The sequence below is a fragment of the Curtobacterium sp. L1-20 genome (genome assembly GCF_048755855.1).
Lineage (GTDB): Bacteria > Actinomycetota > Actinomycetes > Actinomycetales > Microbacteriaceae > Curtobacterium.
This window is the reverse complement of sequence record NZ_CP151473.1, coordinates 1,828,330-1,844,647: the sequence shown is the minus strand read 5'-3', so window position 1 is coordinate 1,844,647 and position 16,318 is coordinate 1,828,330. Positions and strand designations below refer to the sequence as shown.

The following is a 16,318-nucleotide window of genomic DNA, read 5'->3' as shown; positions in this document are numbered from 1 at the left end:
GGGTGTGGGAAATAGTTGTGTTGTCAAGTCTTCGGCTTATTAGTACCGGTCAGCTCCACGGGTCGTTAGTCCCCGCTTCCACATCCGGCCTATCAACCCAGTAGTCTGCTGGGAGCCTCTCACACTCAAGGTGCATGGAAATCTCATCTCGAAGACGGCTTCCCGCTTAGATGCTTTCAGCGGTTATCCGGTCCGAACGTAGCTAATCAGCGGTGCCCTTGGCAGAACAACTGACACACCAGAGGTTCGTCCATCCCGGTCCTCTCGTACTAGGGATAGATCTTCTCAAATTTCCAACGCGCGCAGCGGATAGGGACCGAACTGTCTCACGACGTTCTAAACCCAGCTCGCGTACCGCTTTAATGGGCGAACAGCCCAACCCTTGGGACCTACTCCAGCCCCAGGATGCGACGAGCCGACATCGAGGTGCCAAACCATGCCGTCGATATGGACTCTTGGGCAAGATCAGCCTGTTATCCCCGAGGTACCTTTTATCCGTTGAGCGACAGCGCTTCCACAAGCCACTGCCGGATCACTAGTCCCGACTTTCGTCCCTGCTCGACCTGTCAGTCTCACAGTCAAGCTCCCTTGTGCACTTACACTCGCCACCTGATTGCCAACCAGGTTGAGGGAACCTTTGGGCGCCTCCGTTACTCTTTGGGAGGCAACCGCCCCAGTTAAACTACCCATCAGGCACTGTCCATGAACCCGATCAGGGTCCTACGTTAGACATCCAAAGTGACCAGAGTGGTATTTCAACAATGACTCCACGAACACTAGCGTGCCCGCTTCACAGTCTCCCACCTATCCTACACAAGCCACTCCGAACACCAATACCAAACTGTAGTAAAGGTCACGGGGTCTTTCCGTCCTGCTGCGCGTAACGAGCATCTTTACTCGTAGTGCAATTTCGCCGAGTTCGCGGTTGAGACAGCTGGGAAGTCGTTACGCCATTCGTGCAGGTCGGAACTTACCCGACAAGGAATTTCGCTACCTTAGGATGGTTATAGTTACCACCGCCGTTTACTGGGGCTTAAATTCAGAGCTTCGCCCAAAGGCTAACCCCTCCTCTTAACCTTCCAGCACCGGGCAGGCGTCAGTCCGTATACATCGTCTTGCGACTTCGCACGGACCTGTGTTTTTAGTAAACAGTCGCTTCCCACTGGTCTCTGCGGCCTTCAACGCTCAACGAAGCAAGTCCGTATCACGTGTCCGGCCCCCCTTCTCCCGAAGTTACGGGGGCATTTTGCCGAGTTCCTTAACCACGATTCTCTCGATCTCCTTGGTATTCTCTACCTGACCACCTGAGTCGGTTTCGGGTACGGGCGGCTGCAACCTCGCGTCGATGCTTTTCTCGGCAGCATAGGATCACTGATTTCCCCTTACGGATACGCGTCGGATCTCAGGCATACAGACGACGGATTTGCCTATCGTCAGCCCTACATCCTTACACCAGGTTCACCTTACGGATACCATCGCCTGGCTCAGCTACCTTCCTGCGTCACACCTGTTCATACGCTAGCCGCACCAGCATGGGGTCGAGCGTTAGACCGGACCGCATCACCCCGAAGGGATCCGCTGATACCGGGTTAGGACTCTTAGCACCACTGGATTAGCTTGGGCGGTTGTTCGCCGGTACGGGAATATCAACCCGTTGTCCATCGACTACGCCTGTCGGCCTCGCCTTAGGTCCCGACTTACCCAGGGCGGATTAACCTGGCCCTGGAACCCTTGGTCTTTCGGAGGACGGGTTTCTCACCCGTCTTTCGCTACTCATGCCTGCATTCTCACTCGTGTAGCGTCCACGGCTGGATCACTCCGCCGCTTCACTCGCCACACGACGCTCTCCTACCACTCCGCACGACTGAACCACGAAGGCTTATCGGTGTGCGAAATCTACAACTTCGGCGGTGTGCTTGAGCCCCGTTACATTGTCGGCGCGGAATCACTTGACCAGTGAGCTATTACGCACTCTTTCAAGGGTGGCTGCTTCTAAGCCAACCTCCTGGTTGTCTGTGCAACTCCACATCCTTTCCCACTTAGCACACGCTTAGGGGCCTTAGTTGGTAGTCTGGGTTGTTTCCCTCTCGACGATGAAGCTTATCCCCCACCGTCTCACTGCTGCGCTCTCACTCACCGGCATTCGGAGTTTGGCTGACGTCAGTAACCTGTTGAGGCCCATCGGCCATCCAGTAGCTCTACCTCCGGCGAGAAACACGCAACGCTGCACCTAAATGCATTTCGGAGAGAACCAGCTATCACGAAGTTTGATTGGCCTTTCACCCCTATCCACAGCTCATCCCCTCCATTTTCAACTGAAGTGGGTTCGGTCCTCCACGACGTCTTACCGTCGCTTCAACCTGGCCATGGATAGATCACTTCGCTTCGGGTCTAGGACATGCGACTGATTCGCCCTATTCAGACTCGCTTTCGCTACGGCTGCCCCACACGGGTTAACCTCGCCACATATCACTAACTCGCAGGCTCATTCTTCAAAAGGCACGCCGTCACCCCTACAAGGAGGCTCCGACGGTTTGTAAGCAAACGGTTTCAGGTACTATTTCACTCCCCTCCCGGGGTACTTTTCACCTTTCCCTCACGGTACTTGTCCGCTATCGGTCATCTGGGAGTATTTAGGCTTATCAGGTGGTCCTGACAGATTCACACGGGATTTCTCGGGCCCCGTGCTACTTGGGATACACATCCGGCCATAACACCATTTCGTCTACGGGGCTATCACCCACTACGGCCCGGCTTTCCAACCAGTTCGACTATGATGCGCTGTAACCGCCCCAGTCCGGCAGAACTGAGAGACGTGTCCCACAACCCCGACCATGCAACGCCCGCCGGCTATCACACATGATCGGTTTAGCCTCATCCGCTTTCGCTCGCCACTACTCACGGAATCACATGTTGTTTTCTCTTCCTGTGGGTACTGAGATGTTTCACTTCCCCACGTTCCCTCTACCCGCCCTATATATTCAGGCGGGAGTCACCAGGTCACAAAAGCGCCCAGCGGGGTTTCCCCATTCGGAAATCCTCGGCTCACAGCTCGATTATCAGCTCCCCGAGGCTTATCGCAGATTTCTACGTCCTTCTTCGGCTCCAGATGCCAAGGCATCCACCGTTTGCTCTTAGAAACTTGACCACAAAGATTAAAATTGCGATCGACTCGAAACAACAACAACCACCCCGAAAGGCTTCGTCATCATCACGAGCGATCTAAGATGCTCGCGTCCACTGTGTAGTTCTCAACATACGATCGGCACCACACTCCCCCAACGCCAACGCGTCAGCTTCATGCAGCCCACTCGAAGAACCAGCACGGATCACTCCGCACGGCTCAACCCCCACCACCAGCAAGAACACACAACGTGTCCCCACCCCTGGCAGGAAGCCTGGTCCCTCAGGACCCAACAACGTGCACCAGCCACCTGCGCTCCCCACCAACCCGTTCCCGACCTGCAAGCAGGACGTACTGAGATCGGCAGCTGCGCTGACGACTGCACTGTCAATGTTCCACCCATGAGCTACCGGCAACCACGTTCGGGTTACTCGGCGCCTGGACACCACCACACCCTCCAACAGAAGGACACGACGATGCCAGATGCTCCTTAGAAAGGAGGTGATCCAGCCGCACCTTCCGGTACGGCTACCTTGTTACGACTTAGTCCTAATCACCGATCCCACCTTCGACGGCTCCTTCCACAAGGGTTAGGCCACCGGCTTCGGGTGTTACCGACTTTCATGACTTGACGGGCGGTGTGTACAAGGCCCGGGAACGTATTCACCGCAGCGTTGCTGATCTGCGATTACTAGCGACTCCGACTTCATGAGGTCGAGTTGCAGACCTCAATCCGAACTGAGACCGGCTTTTTGGGATTCGCTCCACCTTACGGTATCGCAGCCCTTTGTACCGGCCATTGTAGCATGCGTGAAGCCCAAGACATAAGGGGCATGATGATTTGACGTCATCCCCACCTTCCTCCGAGTTGACCCCGGCAGTCTCCTATGAGTCCCCGCCATAACGCGCTGGCAACATAGAACGAGGGTTGCGCTCGTTGCGGGACTTAACCCAACATCTCACGACACGAGCTGACGACAACCATGCACCACCTGTACACCGACCACAAGGGGGCGACCATCTCTGGCCGTTTCCGGTGTATGTCAAGCCTTGGTAAGGTTCTTCGCGTTGCATCGAATTAATCCGCATGCTCCGCCGCTTGTGCGGGCCCCCGTCAATTCCTTTGAGTTTTAGCCTTGCGGCCGTACTCCCCAGGCGGGGCGCTTAATGCGTTAGCTACGACACAGAAACCGTGGAAAGGTCCCTACATCTAGCGCCCAACGTTTACGGCATGGACTACCAGGGTATCTAATCCTGTTCGCTCCCCATGCTTTCGCTCCTCAGCGTCAGTTACGGCCCAGAGATCTGCCTTCGCCATCGGTGTTCCTCCTGATATCTGCGCATTCCACCGCTACACCAGGAATTCCAATCTCCCCTACCGCACTCTAGTCTGCCCGTACCCACTGCAAGCCCGAGGTTGAGCCTCGGGATTTCACAGCAGACGCGACAAACCGCCTACGAGCTCTTTACGCCCAATAATTCCGGACAACGCTTGCACCCTACGTATTACCGCGGCTGCTGGCACGTAGTTAGCCGGTGCTTTTTCTGCAGGTACCGTCACTTTCGCTTCTTCCCTACTAAAAGAGGTTTACAACCCGAAGGCCGTCATCCCTCACGCGGCGTTGCTGCATCAGGCTTTCGCCCATTGTGCAATATTCCCCACTGCTGCCTCCCGTAGGAGTCTGGGCCGTGTCTCAGTCCCAGTGTGGCCGGTCACCCTCTCAGGCCGGCTACCCGTCGTCGCCTTGGTGAGCCATTACCTCACCAACAAGCTGATAGGCCGCGAGTCCATCCCCAACCAAAAAATCTTTCCACCACCAGACCATGCGGCCGGCAGTCATATCCAGTATTAGACGTCGTTTCCAACGCTTATCCCAGAGTCAGGGGCAGGTTACTCACGTGTTACTCACCCGTTCGCCACTAATCCACCCAGCAAGCTGGGCATCATCGTTCGACTTGCATGTGTTAAGCACGCCGCCAGCGTTCGTCCTGAGCCAGGATCAAACTCTCCGTAAAAAAATACAGACCCAACACCCGAAGGCATCAGACCGAGTTGATTCTGACTGTTGACTGTCTACTGACAATCTTCAATCCAAAAGGAATTGTCTCCGACCCAACCAACCAAAAGGCCGATCAGGCACGGGGTCAATAAATTGGCATTGACAATGTGCACGCTGTTGAGTTCTCAAGGACCAGACGCACTCCCCACTCGACACCATCAAGGTGTTCCGCCAGAGAGGCTTTGGATTCTCGTTGCCCGGGGAAGAACCGTGGCGGACAAGATCTCCGGGTCTGTGACCAGGTGACCGTCTCGGCCGTTCCGTTCTCCGCCTCAGCGGCAACGAGTGATTACTTTACGCAGAGGTGAACGGCAGCACCAACCCAGGTCGCATCCCGGGCGTGTCGGCCCCTGGAGGCCCGGAACCACGGGGAACGAGACGAGGCACGGTGCGCGAACGCACCGTGCCTCGGATCGTGGTCGACCTGCCGTCTACTCGGCCGCGGCCAACTGACCGCATGCTCCGTCGATCTCCTTGCCACGGGTGTCCCGGAGGGTCGTCGGGATGCCGGCAGCGTTGAGCCGACGGACGAACTCGTCCTGCACGTGCACCTCGGACGACGTCCACACGGAGCCGGGGGTCGGGTTGAGCGGGATCGGGTTGACGTGCACCCAGCCCTTGCCGCGCTTGTTGAGCTTCTCGGCGAGCAGGTCGGCTCGCCACGCGTGGTCGTTCATGTCCTTGATGAGCGCGTACTCGATCGAGACACGTCGACCCGTCTTGACGAAGTACTCGTGCGCGGCGTCGATCGCTTCGTCGGCCTTCCACCGTGAGTTGACCGGGATCAGCTCGTCGCGGAGCTCGTCGTCCGGCGCGTGCAGCGACAGTGCGAAGGTGACCGGGATGTCCTCGTCGGCGAGCTTCTTGATCGCGGGGACGAGCCCGACCGTCGAGATGGTGATGCCACGGGCGCTCATGCCGAGACCGTCCGGCTGCGGCGCCACCATGATCCGGACGGCGTCCATGACCCGCTTGTAGTTGGCGAGCGGCTCCCCCATGCCCATGAACACGATGTTCGTCACCCGTTCGGCGTCGACGCGGTCCTGTCCGCCCTTGCGCGGGTCGCCCCCGAGTTCCCCGGCGGCGATCGCGGCGTTCGCGCGGACGATCTGCTCGATGATCTCGGCGGTGGACATGTTGCGGGTGAGCCCCGCCTGCCCCGTCGCGCAGAAGGGGCAGTTCATGCCGCACCCCGCCTGCGACGACACGCACAGCGTGATCCGGCCCGGGTACCGCATGAGCACCGACTCGACCAGGGCACCGTCGTGCAGCTTCCAGAGGAACTTGATCGTGTCGCCCTTGTCCGTCGCGAGGCGACGGGTCTCGGTGAGGAGCGGCGGCAGCATCCCGGCGACGAGCTCGTCGCGCTGGGCGGCCGGCAGGTCCGTCATCTTCGCCGGGTCGGACGTGTAGTGCGTGAAGTAGTGCGTCGCCAGCTGCTTCGCACGGAAGCCGGGCAGGCCGAGCTCCTTCACCTTCGCCACGCGTTCCTCGACCGTCATGTCGGCGAGGTGGACGGGCGGCTTCCCCTTCTTCGGGGAGGCGAACTGCAGCAGGGGGCGGCCGGCCGTGTCGGTCGCCTGGGTCCAGCCCTCGGTGCGCGGACGCACCTGCGGCCGAGCAGACTGCTGCTGTTCGAACGGGGTGCGGGTGTCGGGAGCCATCACTCCAGTTTACGGGAGCCGCGCAAGGTCCCGGGGACACCGGTGCGGACGACGGGTGACCGGCTGTCGGCCGGGAGGCGCGGGTCGGCCCCGGCGCACCGGCCGCGGCGGTCGGACGGTCGGGTCACGCCCCCGCGGGCAGCACCCGTGCGAAGTGGTGCGCGGCCGAGTACATCGGCACGATGTCGACCGGGTCGCCGGGGTGCGGCGCCTGCAGCACGAGGCCGTCGCCGAGGAAGATGCCGACGTGGTCCTCGTTGTCGTAGACCACGAGGTCACCCGGCTGTGCCTCGGACTCCGGGATCGTCGTCGCCGCGGCGTCCTGCGTGGGCACGTAGTGCACGAGCGGGATGCCGACGGCCGCGTACGCCACCATCGTCAGCCCCGAGCAGTCGATGCCCTGGTGGCTCGCGCCGCCCTCGACGTACGGGTCGCCCATGTACTGCAGCGCGGTCGAGACGACGGTCGCACGGGCGCCGCCGGCGGAGAGGACCTTCGAGATGGCGTCCTCGGCCTGCTGCGTGCTCACGCCGAACTTCGTCACGATGGTCGGGTAGGACACGATCGTCGTGGTGGTCGTCATGCCGTCGGTCTGCACGACCGGCACCTGGACGTCGCGGGCGACGGTGTACGTCTGCGCCTGCTGCGAGGTCGTGGTGCCGTGGTGCGCCTCGGTCGACGGGGTCGCGGCGTTCGCCGGGACCGCCAGCGTCAGGCTCGAGGTGACCGCCAGGGCCGGGGCGAGGAGGATCGCTGCGCGCTTCGCGGTCGCGGCGCGGCGGATGTGCTTCGGGTCGATCGCACGCTCGGCGCGGAGGGCGGCGGAGCGGCTGAGGACCGCCGTGCCGGCGACGGCGCTCGAGGCGACCGGACGGCTCTGCGACGGCGCGACGACGGGTCGGGGCGTCGTGTGCTCGACGAAGGTCGACCGGGCGACGGCCGGTCCGAACGCCGATCGGCGGCCGCGGGGGCGACGAAGAGCGGGCTCGATCGGTGCGGACGTCGGCTCGGCGGGGACGGTCGCCCGGACGACCGGACCGGGAGCGGCAGGAGTGGTGGGGGTGACGACGGCGTCGGGTGCGGTGGGGAGTGCGTGGCGTCCCATGGTTCCTTCCGGGTCGGACGAGCCGACCCGAGCGGGTGGTCGGGCGACTCGGGAAGATAACGTATTGGTCACGAACCTGATCCCGGCTGGGCAGCGGCGGCCGGTTCCTGCGGTTCGTCACAGGGACGAGCGCCGCTCGCAGGCCGTTCGGACCCCCCTCCGAGGCCGTGCCGAGGCGCGACGCGCGACGCCCACGGCCCCGGATGCCAGCCGTCAGGCGGGAGTGGGTCGCATGACGGCGGTGATCCGCGCCTCCCGGTCGGCCGCGAGCGCGTCGAGACGGTCCGCGAACCGTCGGACCGATCCGTCGACCGTCCTGTCCCCCGCGATGTCCCCCGGGATCGGCGACCCCGCTCGCACCGCGAGCGGCAGGACGCCCGCCCAGACGGCGTGGTCCTCGCCGTCGTCGACGGCCTCCCCCACGCCCGCCGCGCGGATCTTCACGCTGGCCCGGTCGAGCGGGAGCTGGAGCACCTGGGTGGCCCGGACCTCCTTGGCGGTCATCTCGCGCACCTCGTCCCGGCGGCCGGGCATGAGGTGGTCGGCGACCTGTCGGAGCGCGTCCGCCCGGAGGTCCTCCGGCACGACGGTCGCGGCACCGACCACCATCGCGCTGCGGTAGTTCGCCGAGCTGTCGAAGGTCGAGCGCGCGAAGACGAGTCCGTCGACGTGCGTCACGGTGGCGGACACCGCGATGCCCTCGGCTCCCGCGTCGAGGAACAGTCCCCCGCCGGTCGAGCCGTGCAGGAGCAGGACGGGGCCGGCCCCGAGGTCGCCGACCCCGCACAGGAACGGCAGCACGATCGGGTGGCCGCCGCGGACGAAGCCGACGTGGGCGACGATCGCCTCGGCGAGGACGGCGGACAGGTCCGCCGGGTCGTGGGACTGCCGGTCGCGCAGGCGCCGGACGGTCAGCGACGGGTCGGATGGGAGGCTCGTGGTGCGCATGCCGGCAACGCTAGGGTCGTCGGTGGTCCGGTCCGTGGACCAGATCGGGGGTGGTCAGGTGGACCAGTCGGCCGGTGGACGCGGCAAGACCGCGGGTGTGGTCGCGCGCGTGCGTGCGATGGTGCGCGACGGCACGCTCGGCCCCGGCGACCCGCTGCCCGCCACCCGCGCGCTGGCGGCCGAGCTCGGCGTCGCGCGCGGCACGGTCGTGGCCGCGTACGAGCAGCTCGACGGCGAGGGCTGGATCCGGACGCGACAGGGCGCGGCGGCGCGGGTGGTCGACGGCGTGCCCGGCCTCGATGCTGAAGGATCGTTGCCGGCAACCGTGCGTCCCGGCGTGGCCGGGCGACCAGCCGCGCCGTCGACGGGTCCGGCGGACCGGCACGCCGGGTCGGCCGTCGAGTCCCCGGACCGGGGCGCTGCCGGGAGCCGGACCGCGCCGGCCGACACGACGGATCGGGCCGTCCTGCTCGACTGCCGCCCCGGGATCCCGGCCGTGACCGCCATCGCGCAGCGCGACTGGCGGGCCGCCTGGCGAGCCGCCGCCGACGCCCCGCTCCGCAACGCCCTGTCGGACCCGATCGGGCTGCCCGGACTCCGCGCGCAGATCGCCGCCCAGGCCGGGCTGAGCCGGGGGTTCGCACCCGAGGTCGACCGGGTGGTCGTGACCGGCGGGACCTCGGAGGCGCTGTCGCTGATCGTCGAGGGCCTCCGGAACCACCTCGGTCGGTCGCCGGTCATCGCCGTCGAGGACCCCGGCTACCGCTCCGGACGCCGAGCGATGACGAGCGCCGGGGCCGTGCTGGTCGGGGTCCCGCTGGACGACGACGGCCTCGACCTCGACGCCCTGGCCGCGGCCGGGAGCGTGGACGCCGTCGTCGTCACGCCCACCCACCAGTACCCGCTCGGATCCGTCATGCCCGTGGCACGCCGTCAACGCCTGCTCGCCTGGGCTGCGCGGACCGGCACCGTCGTGGTCGAGGACGACTACGACTCGGAGTTCCGGCACCGCGGCAGCCCCGTGCCGGCGTTGGCAGCCCTCGACACGGCAGGCGTCGTCGTGCACGTCGGCGGGCTCTCGAAGACACTCGACCCACGGCTCCGCTGCAGCTGGGTCGTCCTGCCGGCCGGTGCCGCAGCGGACGCCGTCGTGGCTGCGAGGACCGCACGCGGGCCGGTCGTCGCGGAACCCGTCCAGGTGGCGGTCGCGCACCTGCTCCGGTCCGGCGCGCTGCGCCGTCACCTCGGCCGTGTGCGGCGGGACTACACGCACCGCCGGGAACGCATCGCGACGCGGCTCAGCGGGGTCGCCGGCCTGGAGGCGCGGGCACTGAACGGCGGTTTGCACGCGGTGGTCACGTGGTCGGCTCCGGTGCCGGCACGCGGCGTGGTGGACCGGACGGCACGCGCCGGGGTCCTCGTCAGTGCCCTCGCGGAGTACGAGGTGGCACCGGGCAGTGCGCCGCCCGGCATCGTGCTCGGCTACGGCGCGCTCACGATGCCGCAGCTCGACCGGGCCCTCGACGCGCTCCTCGGAGCACTGTCGCTGCCGCCGGTCAGCTGAGACCGAGCCGCAGGTGCCGGCGGACCCGCTCCTGCACGGACGCTGCGTCGCGGTGCGCCCACAGGGCGAAGTGCGTCCCGCCGGGCAGCGTGACGAGCTCCGCCCCCGGCACCTGCGCCGCGGCCCGGGCGCTGTGCGCGGGATCGACGTCGGTGTCCGCGTCGCCGTGCACGAGCAGCGTGGGCACGTGGACGTCCCGCAGACCGAGGTCCGTCAGTGCGCCGAGGTTCCGCACGTCGTTGTCCCAACCGGGCCGGTGGGCTCCGGAGGCGTTGCCGGTCGTCGCGAGGTCGAGCACGAAGGCCCGTCGGACCGGATCGGCCAGCACTCCGCGGACGTGGTCGCGGAGCTCGGCGCCCCGGAGCGAGCTCACGCCCGCCTCGGCAGCGCGGATGACCGTGGCCGGGGCGAGACGTGCCGCGACGGTCGCCAGGGCCGCCCCGACCCGAGTGCTCGTCACGACCCACTCGAGGGGCCCGGGGCTCGGCGGGACCCACCGGCCGGAGAGGCCCGCCGCGACGACGAGCGACCGCACCCGGTCCGGGTGCCGGGCCGCGAACCGGTAGGCGGCCGGTCCCCCACCGGACCACGCCAGGACGGCGGCGCGGTCGATGCCGAGGCGGTCGAGCACGGCGACGTAGCGGTCGGCCTCGTCGTCGAGGGAGGCGCGCGCGGGATCGAGGGACGTGCCGAGGTACCCCGGCCGTGACAGGGCGACGACGCGGAAGCCGTCGGACGGCAGGAACCGCCCCATGATGCGCGCACCGTCGATCCCGCCGGGGGTGCCGTGGACGACGAGGACGGGCGCGCCGGCCCCGCGGACGGCGACCTCGACCCCGGCGGTGTCGGCGGTCGGGCACGTGTCGGAGTGCATCACCCGACGGTACCCACGCGACCACGGCTGGGCCGGCGAGGCGGAGACGACCCGCGCCTCCCGTCGGGCCTGATGGTGGTCACAGGACCGCCCTCGTGGCGGGGCGAACGGGCGCTCACGAGCGCTGCGAGCGCTCCGGGTCGGTCGACCGGTTCTGTCGGATGCGGACCAGGTCGCCGAGCGAGGGCTCGGCGTCGGTGGGCAGCGCCCATCCGCGCCGCGTGGCCTTGCGCAGGTGACGGTAGGTCGTCACGCGGACCGGCTGGACGTCGTCGTTCGACTCGTAGGTCGTGGTGTTCGGCATGTCGTGCTCCCTGGTCACGGCGTCCCGCTCGGGATCGTGACCGACTCCCCCCGGGACGGCCACGTCGAGACGGGTCGCGGAACGATCCCCGTGCTCGGGACGCTACCCGCGCGTAGGACCGCTGGCGCGGGCCGGCCGGGCGAACCGCGCTTCGTGGACGGACTGCTCGCGTTGCTCGGTACCCCGGTCGGCGGGGTGATTGTTCGCATACAATGCGAACATGTTGATCACCGTCGATCCCGGGGCACGGGCCTCGCTCGCCGAGCAGGTCGCCTCGCAGATCCGGTACGCGATCGCCCGCGGTGACCTGGGGAGCGGTGAACGGCTGCCCTCGGCACGGGAGCTCGCCGCTGCGGTCGACGTCAACATGCACACGGTGCTCCGCGCCTACGCGCTGCTGCAGGACGACGGCCTGATCGAGCTGCGCCGCGGTCGTGGGGCGACGGTGCTGCGGTCCGGGAACGCCTCGTTCGATCGGCTGCGCGCGCTCGTGACGGAGCTCCGTGACCAGGCGGAGACCCTCGGGGTCCCGCTCGACGACCTGTACGCGATGATCAAGGGGGCACGATGACGACACGTCCGATGAGCACCGGAGCACGGGTGGCGGTGGTGACACCCGGCGCGCTCGTCGTGGTGGCACTCGCCGTCGCGGCACTCTCGATCGGTCCGGGACTGCCGACCCGGGTGGCGACGCACTTCGGCGCCGACGGCACGGCCGACGGCTGGGGGTCACCCTGGCCCTTCTTCTGGGTCGCCACCGCGTTCGCCGTGCTCGCCGCAGGGCTGGCGGTCGGGGCGCTCCGCGCGCGGGACCGACGCACGTGGGCGACCGTGCTCCTGGTCACGAACCTGCTGGGTGGGACGCTCGGCACGGCGTGGATCGCGGTCGCCGTCGTGAACACGACGACCGCGGACCCGGTCTTCCCGATGTGGTGGGCGCTGGTGGTGCTGCCGGTGAGCGTCCTCGTCGCCGCCCCGTCCGTCGTCGCGCTCGTCCGGGCGGCGGGTCCGGTCCCCGCGCGCGACGTGCCGCCGCTCGACGTCGGCCCGGACGCCCACGTCGCGTGGCGGGCGCGGATCGGGAGCCCGTGGCTCGCGCTCGTCGGCGTCGCCTCGCTGGCCGGTGGCGTCTGGGCTGCCTGGACCACCGCGTCCGTGAGCCCCGGCACCGCCGTGGTCACCGGCGCGCTGCTCGTCGTGGCCGGGCTCGCGGTCCTCGTGCTCGCCCGGGTCGAGGTCACGGTGGACCGCCGCGGGCTCCGGCTCACCTCGACGCTGACCAGGATCCCGGTCATGCGCGTGCCGCTGGCCCGTATCGAGTCGTGCGGGTGGGAGCAGGTGTCGCCCGGGCAGTGGGGCGGGTGGGGCTACCGGATCTCGGGACGGGGCGTCGCCTACGTCGTGCGCTCCGGGCCCGGGCTGGTCGCGCGGCTCCGCGGTGGCGGCACCCGGATGGTGACGGTGCCGGACGCCGAGCGTGGGGCGGCGGCGCTCGGGGCGCTGCTCGCGGCGCGGGGCTGACGGCGCCGGCGTCGCCCGGACACGGGGAACGCCCCGCCGGAAGGGGTCGGCGGGGCGTTCCGGTCCGGGATCAGCGCTTGACGGCGTCGATCTTGAGCATCTTGGCGATGACCGAGTCGAGCTCGCTGTCGTCGAAGACCTGCTTCCAGTCCTCCTTGATGAGCTTCTCGCGGCCGTAGCCCATCGCGATGTGGCAGGCGTCGGAGAACGGGTTCGAACCGCGCAGGCCGTTCGTCAGCGCGATCCAGGTGTGGCCGTAGAGCATGGCGCGGGCGGCCTCGCGGGGCACGCCGACACCGGTGACGGTCTCCTCGAGGGCGTCGTTGAGGAAGTCGCCGATCATGCACGCGATCGTCTCGACCAGGGTCGGCTCGAGCACGGCGAGCTGCTTGACCGTGACCCAGTGGACCTGGATGACCGGCGCGTACATGGTGGTGATGACGGCCTCGGCGATCGCCTTGGCGCTGTCGTCCGGGTCACCGAGCGACTCCGACGCGTCGAAGGCCGCGATGACCTCCTGCGGGGCGGCGATGCCACCGAAGGTGTCGTCCCACTCCTCCTTGGTGGTGCGCTCGAGGAAGACCGACGGGTGGCACGGGTGCGCCACGGCGTAGTGGATGTCCTCGCGCTTCGCGAGCAGGCCGGCGTAGGCGGCAGCCGGGTCGAGCGTCAGGATGGTGGCACCCGGCTTCATGGCGGGGACGAGCTGCTCGGAGATGGTGCCGAGCAGGACGTCGGGGACGGCGAGGACGACGACGTCGGCGGCCTTCGCGGCGTCAAGGCTGTCGGTGAGCTCGCGACCGAGGGCCTGGATGCGCTCCTGGCCGGCGGGTGAGGCCTCGCTGTAGAGCGTCGTGTACTCGCTCTTCGCGAAGTTGTTCGAGACGCGGGTGCCCATCTTGCCGCCGGCACCGATCACGGCGACGGTGACGTCGGCCGTGCCGGATCCGGCAGCGACGGTGTGGGTGGTGGTGGCGGTGTCGGTCATTGTTCCCTGCTCCTGATGTACTCGATGGTGTGTTCGGTCCACTCCGCCTCGGTGCGGGTGGTGGTCTCGGCGGGCGTCTCACCCGGGCGGGGCTCGGCTCCCCCGTGGTCGTCCTGCCAGGGCAGCCAGAACTCGATGACCCGGTTGACACCTCGGGTGTCGGGGTCGATCGCGGCGCGCACGGCGTCGTAGTCGAGCAGCCCCGTGCCGGTGCGGACCCCGGTGTACTGGAACCCGACCCAACCGGCTGACCGGGTGAACGCGGAGTCCTTGACGTGCCAGTTCACGACGAGCGGCGCGGCCATCGCCACGACGTCCGTCGGGTGCTCGAGCCGGGCGACCGTGTTCGCCGGGTCGAGGCAGACGCCGAGCGCCGGACTGGCGATCCGTTCGACGACGGCGACGAGGTCCGCGGTGGCGACGACCTCGTAGGTCTCCAGGGCGAGGGTCACGCTCGCGCGCTCGTAGTCGGGGAGCGCCTGCCGCAGGCGCCGTTCGGTCTCGGCCGCGTCGGGCTGGTCGTCGCCGCTCGTCCACATGCTGCGCACGAGCCTTGCGCCGAGCTGCTGCGCGACGTGCAGGTACCGGGCGAGGTGCTCCGGCCGGGTACCGCGGGTGCCCACCTCGAGCGTGAGACCGAGGTCGGCGGCAAGGGTGCGGATCGCTGCGAGCCGCTCGTCGGTGGCGGTGTCGAGCGGCGCGTGGTCGCAGATCTGGAACAGGTCGACGCCGTCGTGTGACGCGGCGTCGCGCAGGGCGTCGTCGAGGGACATCGGCGACGGGACGCGGTCGGACATGCGCCAGGAGTAGGCGTAGGTGGAGAGGCCGAGCAGGGAGGTCACGCCGGTGCTCCGTCCTGCGTCGCGGCCAGCGCCTCGGCTTCGTCGAGGATCGTGCGGATCGCCTCGGGGTCGTGGGCGAAGCGGCCGAGGAACAGGCCGCCGATGCGTCCGGCTCCGCGGGTCAGCAGGCCCGGACCGGCACTGCCGCCGTAGATCGCGACGGAGCCGGCAAGCTCCGGGCGTGCGGCGAGGTGCTGCTCGATGCCGGCGAGGACCGCGACGACGTGCTCGTCGGGCGCGGGCTGCGGGGCACCGATCGCCCACACCGGCTCGTACGCGGCGATGAGGGGTCCGGCGAGGCCGTCGGCGGTCGCTGTCGCCAGGAACCGGTCGAGCTGCGCGGTGACCTCGGCGATCGCGGTCGCGGCGTCGCCGTCGGCGGCGCGCTCGGTCTCACCGACGCAGATCAGGGGCCGCAGGTGGTTGCGGTACGCCGCGTGCACCTTCCCGGCGATCTCGCCGTCCGTCTCGTGGAACAGTTCACGTCGCTCGGCGTGTGCGATCTCGACGAGGTCGACACCGATCTCACGGAGTTCGGCGCCGGAGACCTCGCCGGTGAACGCGCCGCTGTCCGCCCACGCCAGGTCCTGTGCGCCGAGCGTCACGGGGGCGTCTCCGATCACCGCACGCACCGGGACGAGCGCGGGGAACGTCGGTACCACGAAGAGCTCGACCGCGCCGGACTGCACCGCCGGGTGGCTCCGGACGATGTCGGCCACGGCGGCCGCCCACGCGAGCGTCCGGGCATGGCTGAAGTACATCTTGAGCGACACCCCGATCGTCACCGGGGCGGCCGCCGTGGTCGCGGGCATCAGGCGTCGGCCGCCTTGCCGGCAACGTCGGCTGTGCTCATCTCGTACGCACAGATCGCGTTGACCTTCTCGGCGCTCGCGCTCGACTGGTCGAAGGTGTAGCCGAGCCACTCCTTCGCCATCCGGCGCGCGACCTCGATCCCGACGACCCGCTGGCCCATGCAGAGCACCTGGGCGTCGTTCGACAGGATCGAGCGCTCGACCGAGAACGAGTCGTGCGCGGTCACGGCGCGGATACCGGGGACCTTGTTCGCCGCGATCGCGACGCCGAGGCCGGTGCCGCAGATCAGGATCGCGCGGTCGGCCTCGCCGTTCGCCACCAGACGGGCGGCATCGACGGCGACGTGCGGGTAGGCGGTGTGTCCGTCGGCGTCCACGCCCACGTCGACGACGGAGGCCACGCGGGGGTCCTTCGCGAGGTCGGCCTTGATGACCTCCTTGTGGTCGAAGCCGGCGTCGTCCGAACCGACGACGATGCGGAACTGCTGCTCACTCATGCGGGTGTGCCTTTC

12 protein-coding genes and 2 rRNA genes are annotated in these 16,318 nt (G+C 67.5%); 3 read left to right on the top strand and 11 right to left on the bottom strand.

Features of this window, described 5'->3' with window-relative positions; all coding sequences use genetic code 11:
* Positions 1–19 precede the first annotated feature (19 nt).
* The 5 genes from AAEP86_RS10255 to AAEP86_RS10235 all read right to left on the bottom strand — a co-directional run bounded on the left by AAEP86_RS10255 (position 20) and on the right by AAEP86_RS10235 (position 8,901).
* Positions 20–3,148: ribosomal RNA gene (locus tag AAEP86_RS10255) — 23S ribosomal RNA — on the bottom strand.
* Positions 3,149–3,618: 470 nt separating this feature from the next.
* Positions 3,619–5,140: ribosomal RNA gene (locus tag AAEP86_RS10250) — 16S ribosomal RNA — on the bottom strand.
* The 16S and 23S rRNA genes sit together here, the layout of an rRNA operon.
* A 475-nt stretch (positions 5,141–5,615) precedes the next feature.
* Entirely contained in the window at positions 5,616–6,848 is a 1,233-nt protein-coding gene (gene rlmN / locus AAEP86_RS10245; RefSeq protein ID WP_420367235.1) for a 23S rRNA (adenine(2503)-C(2))-methyltransferase RlmN, read from the bottom strand.
* 124 nt (positions 6,849–6,972) lie between these two features.
* On the bottom strand, positions 6,973–7,953 hold the full coding sequence (locus AAEP86_RS10240; RefSeq protein WP_420367234.1) for a C40 family peptidase: 981 nt from the start codon (positions 7,951–7,953) through the stop codon (positions 6,973–6,975).
* A 213-nt stretch (positions 7,954–8,166) separates the two neighbouring features.
* Positions 8,167–8,901, bottom strand: a complete 735-nt coding sequence (locus tag AAEP86_RS10235; protein ID WP_420370428.1) for a pyridoxamine 5'-phosphate oxidase family protein — start codon at positions 8,899–8,901, stop codon at positions 8,167–8,169.
* Positions 8,902–8,923: 22 nt separating this feature from the next.
* Here AAEP86_RS10235 and AAEP86_RS10230 point away from each other — a divergent pair, with 22 nt between their 5' ends.
* On the top strand, positions 8,924–10,465 hold the full coding sequence (locus tag AAEP86_RS10230; RefSeq protein ID WP_420370427.1) for a PLP-dependent aminotransferase family protein: 1,542 nt from the start codon (positions 8,924–8,926) through the stop codon (positions 10,463–10,465).
* On the opposite strand, the gene AAEP86_RS10225 is transcribed toward AAEP86_RS10230, so the two are convergent.
* Together AAEP86_RS10225 and AAEP86_RS10220 are read right to left on the bottom strand one after the other, a co-directional pair.
* Positions 10,458–11,339 (bottom strand): alpha/beta fold hydrolase, encoded by an 882-nt coding sequence (locus AAEP86_RS10225; protein WP_420370426.1) that lies wholly within the window; start codon positions 11,337–11,339, stop codon positions 10,458–10,460. The two genes, AAEP86_RS10230 and AAEP86_RS10225, sit on opposite strands and share 8 nt — an antisense overlap.
* Before the next feature lie 115 nt (positions 11,340–11,454).
* Positions 11,455–11,643: a hypothetical protein gene (locus AAEP86_RS10220; protein ID WP_420370425.1), complete on the bottom strand. Its 189-nt coding sequence runs from the start codon at positions 11,641–11,643 to the stop codon at positions 11,455–11,457.
* 220 nt (positions 11,644–11,863) lie between these two features.
* On the opposite strand from AAEP86_RS10220, the gene AAEP86_RS10215 reads away from it, so the two are divergent.
* Both AAEP86_RS10215 and AAEP86_RS10210 read left to right on the top strand, forming a co-directional pair.
* Positions 11,864–12,214, top strand: coding sequence for a GntR family transcriptional regulator (locus tag AAEP86_RS10215; protein ID WP_420370424.1), 351 nt, complete (start codon positions 11,864–11,866; stop codon positions 12,212–12,214).
* 11 nt (positions 12,215–12,225) lie between these two features.
* Positions 12,226–13,164, top strand: coding sequence for a DUF1648 domain-containing protein (locus tag AAEP86_RS10210; RefSeq protein ID WP_420370423.1), 939 nt, complete (start codon positions 12,226–12,228; stop codon positions 13,162–13,164).
* A 70-nt stretch (positions 13,165–13,234) separates the two neighbouring features.
* On the opposite strand, the gene AAEP86_RS10205 is transcribed toward AAEP86_RS10210, so the two are convergent.
* The 4 genes from AAEP86_RS10205 to AAEP86_RS10190 are packed head-to-tail and all read right to left on the bottom strand — an operon-like array spanning position 13,235 to position 16,303.
* Positions 13,235–14,152 (bottom strand): phosphogluconate dehydrogenase C-terminal domain-containing protein, encoded by a 918-nt coding sequence (locus AAEP86_RS10205; protein WP_420370422.1) that lies wholly within the window; start codon positions 14,150–14,152, stop codon positions 13,235–13,237.
* A complete protein-coding gene (locus tag AAEP86_RS10200; protein ID WP_420370421.1) occupies positions 14,149–14,994 on the bottom strand; it encodes a sugar phosphate isomerase/epimerase family protein in 846 nt (281 codons plus the stop codon). Before AAEP86_RS10200 ends, AAEP86_RS10205 begins: the two co-directional genes overlap by 4 nt.
* A complete protein-coding gene (locus tag AAEP86_RS10195) occupies positions 14,991–15,806 on the bottom strand; it encodes a triose-phosphate isomerase family protein (protein WP_420370420.1) in 816 nt (271 codons plus the stop codon). Before AAEP86_RS10195 ends, AAEP86_RS10200 begins: the two co-directional genes overlap by 4 nt.
* The gene (locus tag AAEP86_RS10190; RefSeq protein ID WP_420370419.1) at positions 15,806–16,303 is read right to left on the bottom strand and encodes a ribose-5-phosphate isomerase; all 498 of its coding nucleotides are present in this window, start codon (positions 16,301–16,303) and stop codon (positions 15,806–15,808) included. Before AAEP86_RS10190 ends, AAEP86_RS10195 begins: the two co-directional genes overlap by 1 nt.
* Positions 16,304–16,318 lie beyond the last annotated feature (15 nt).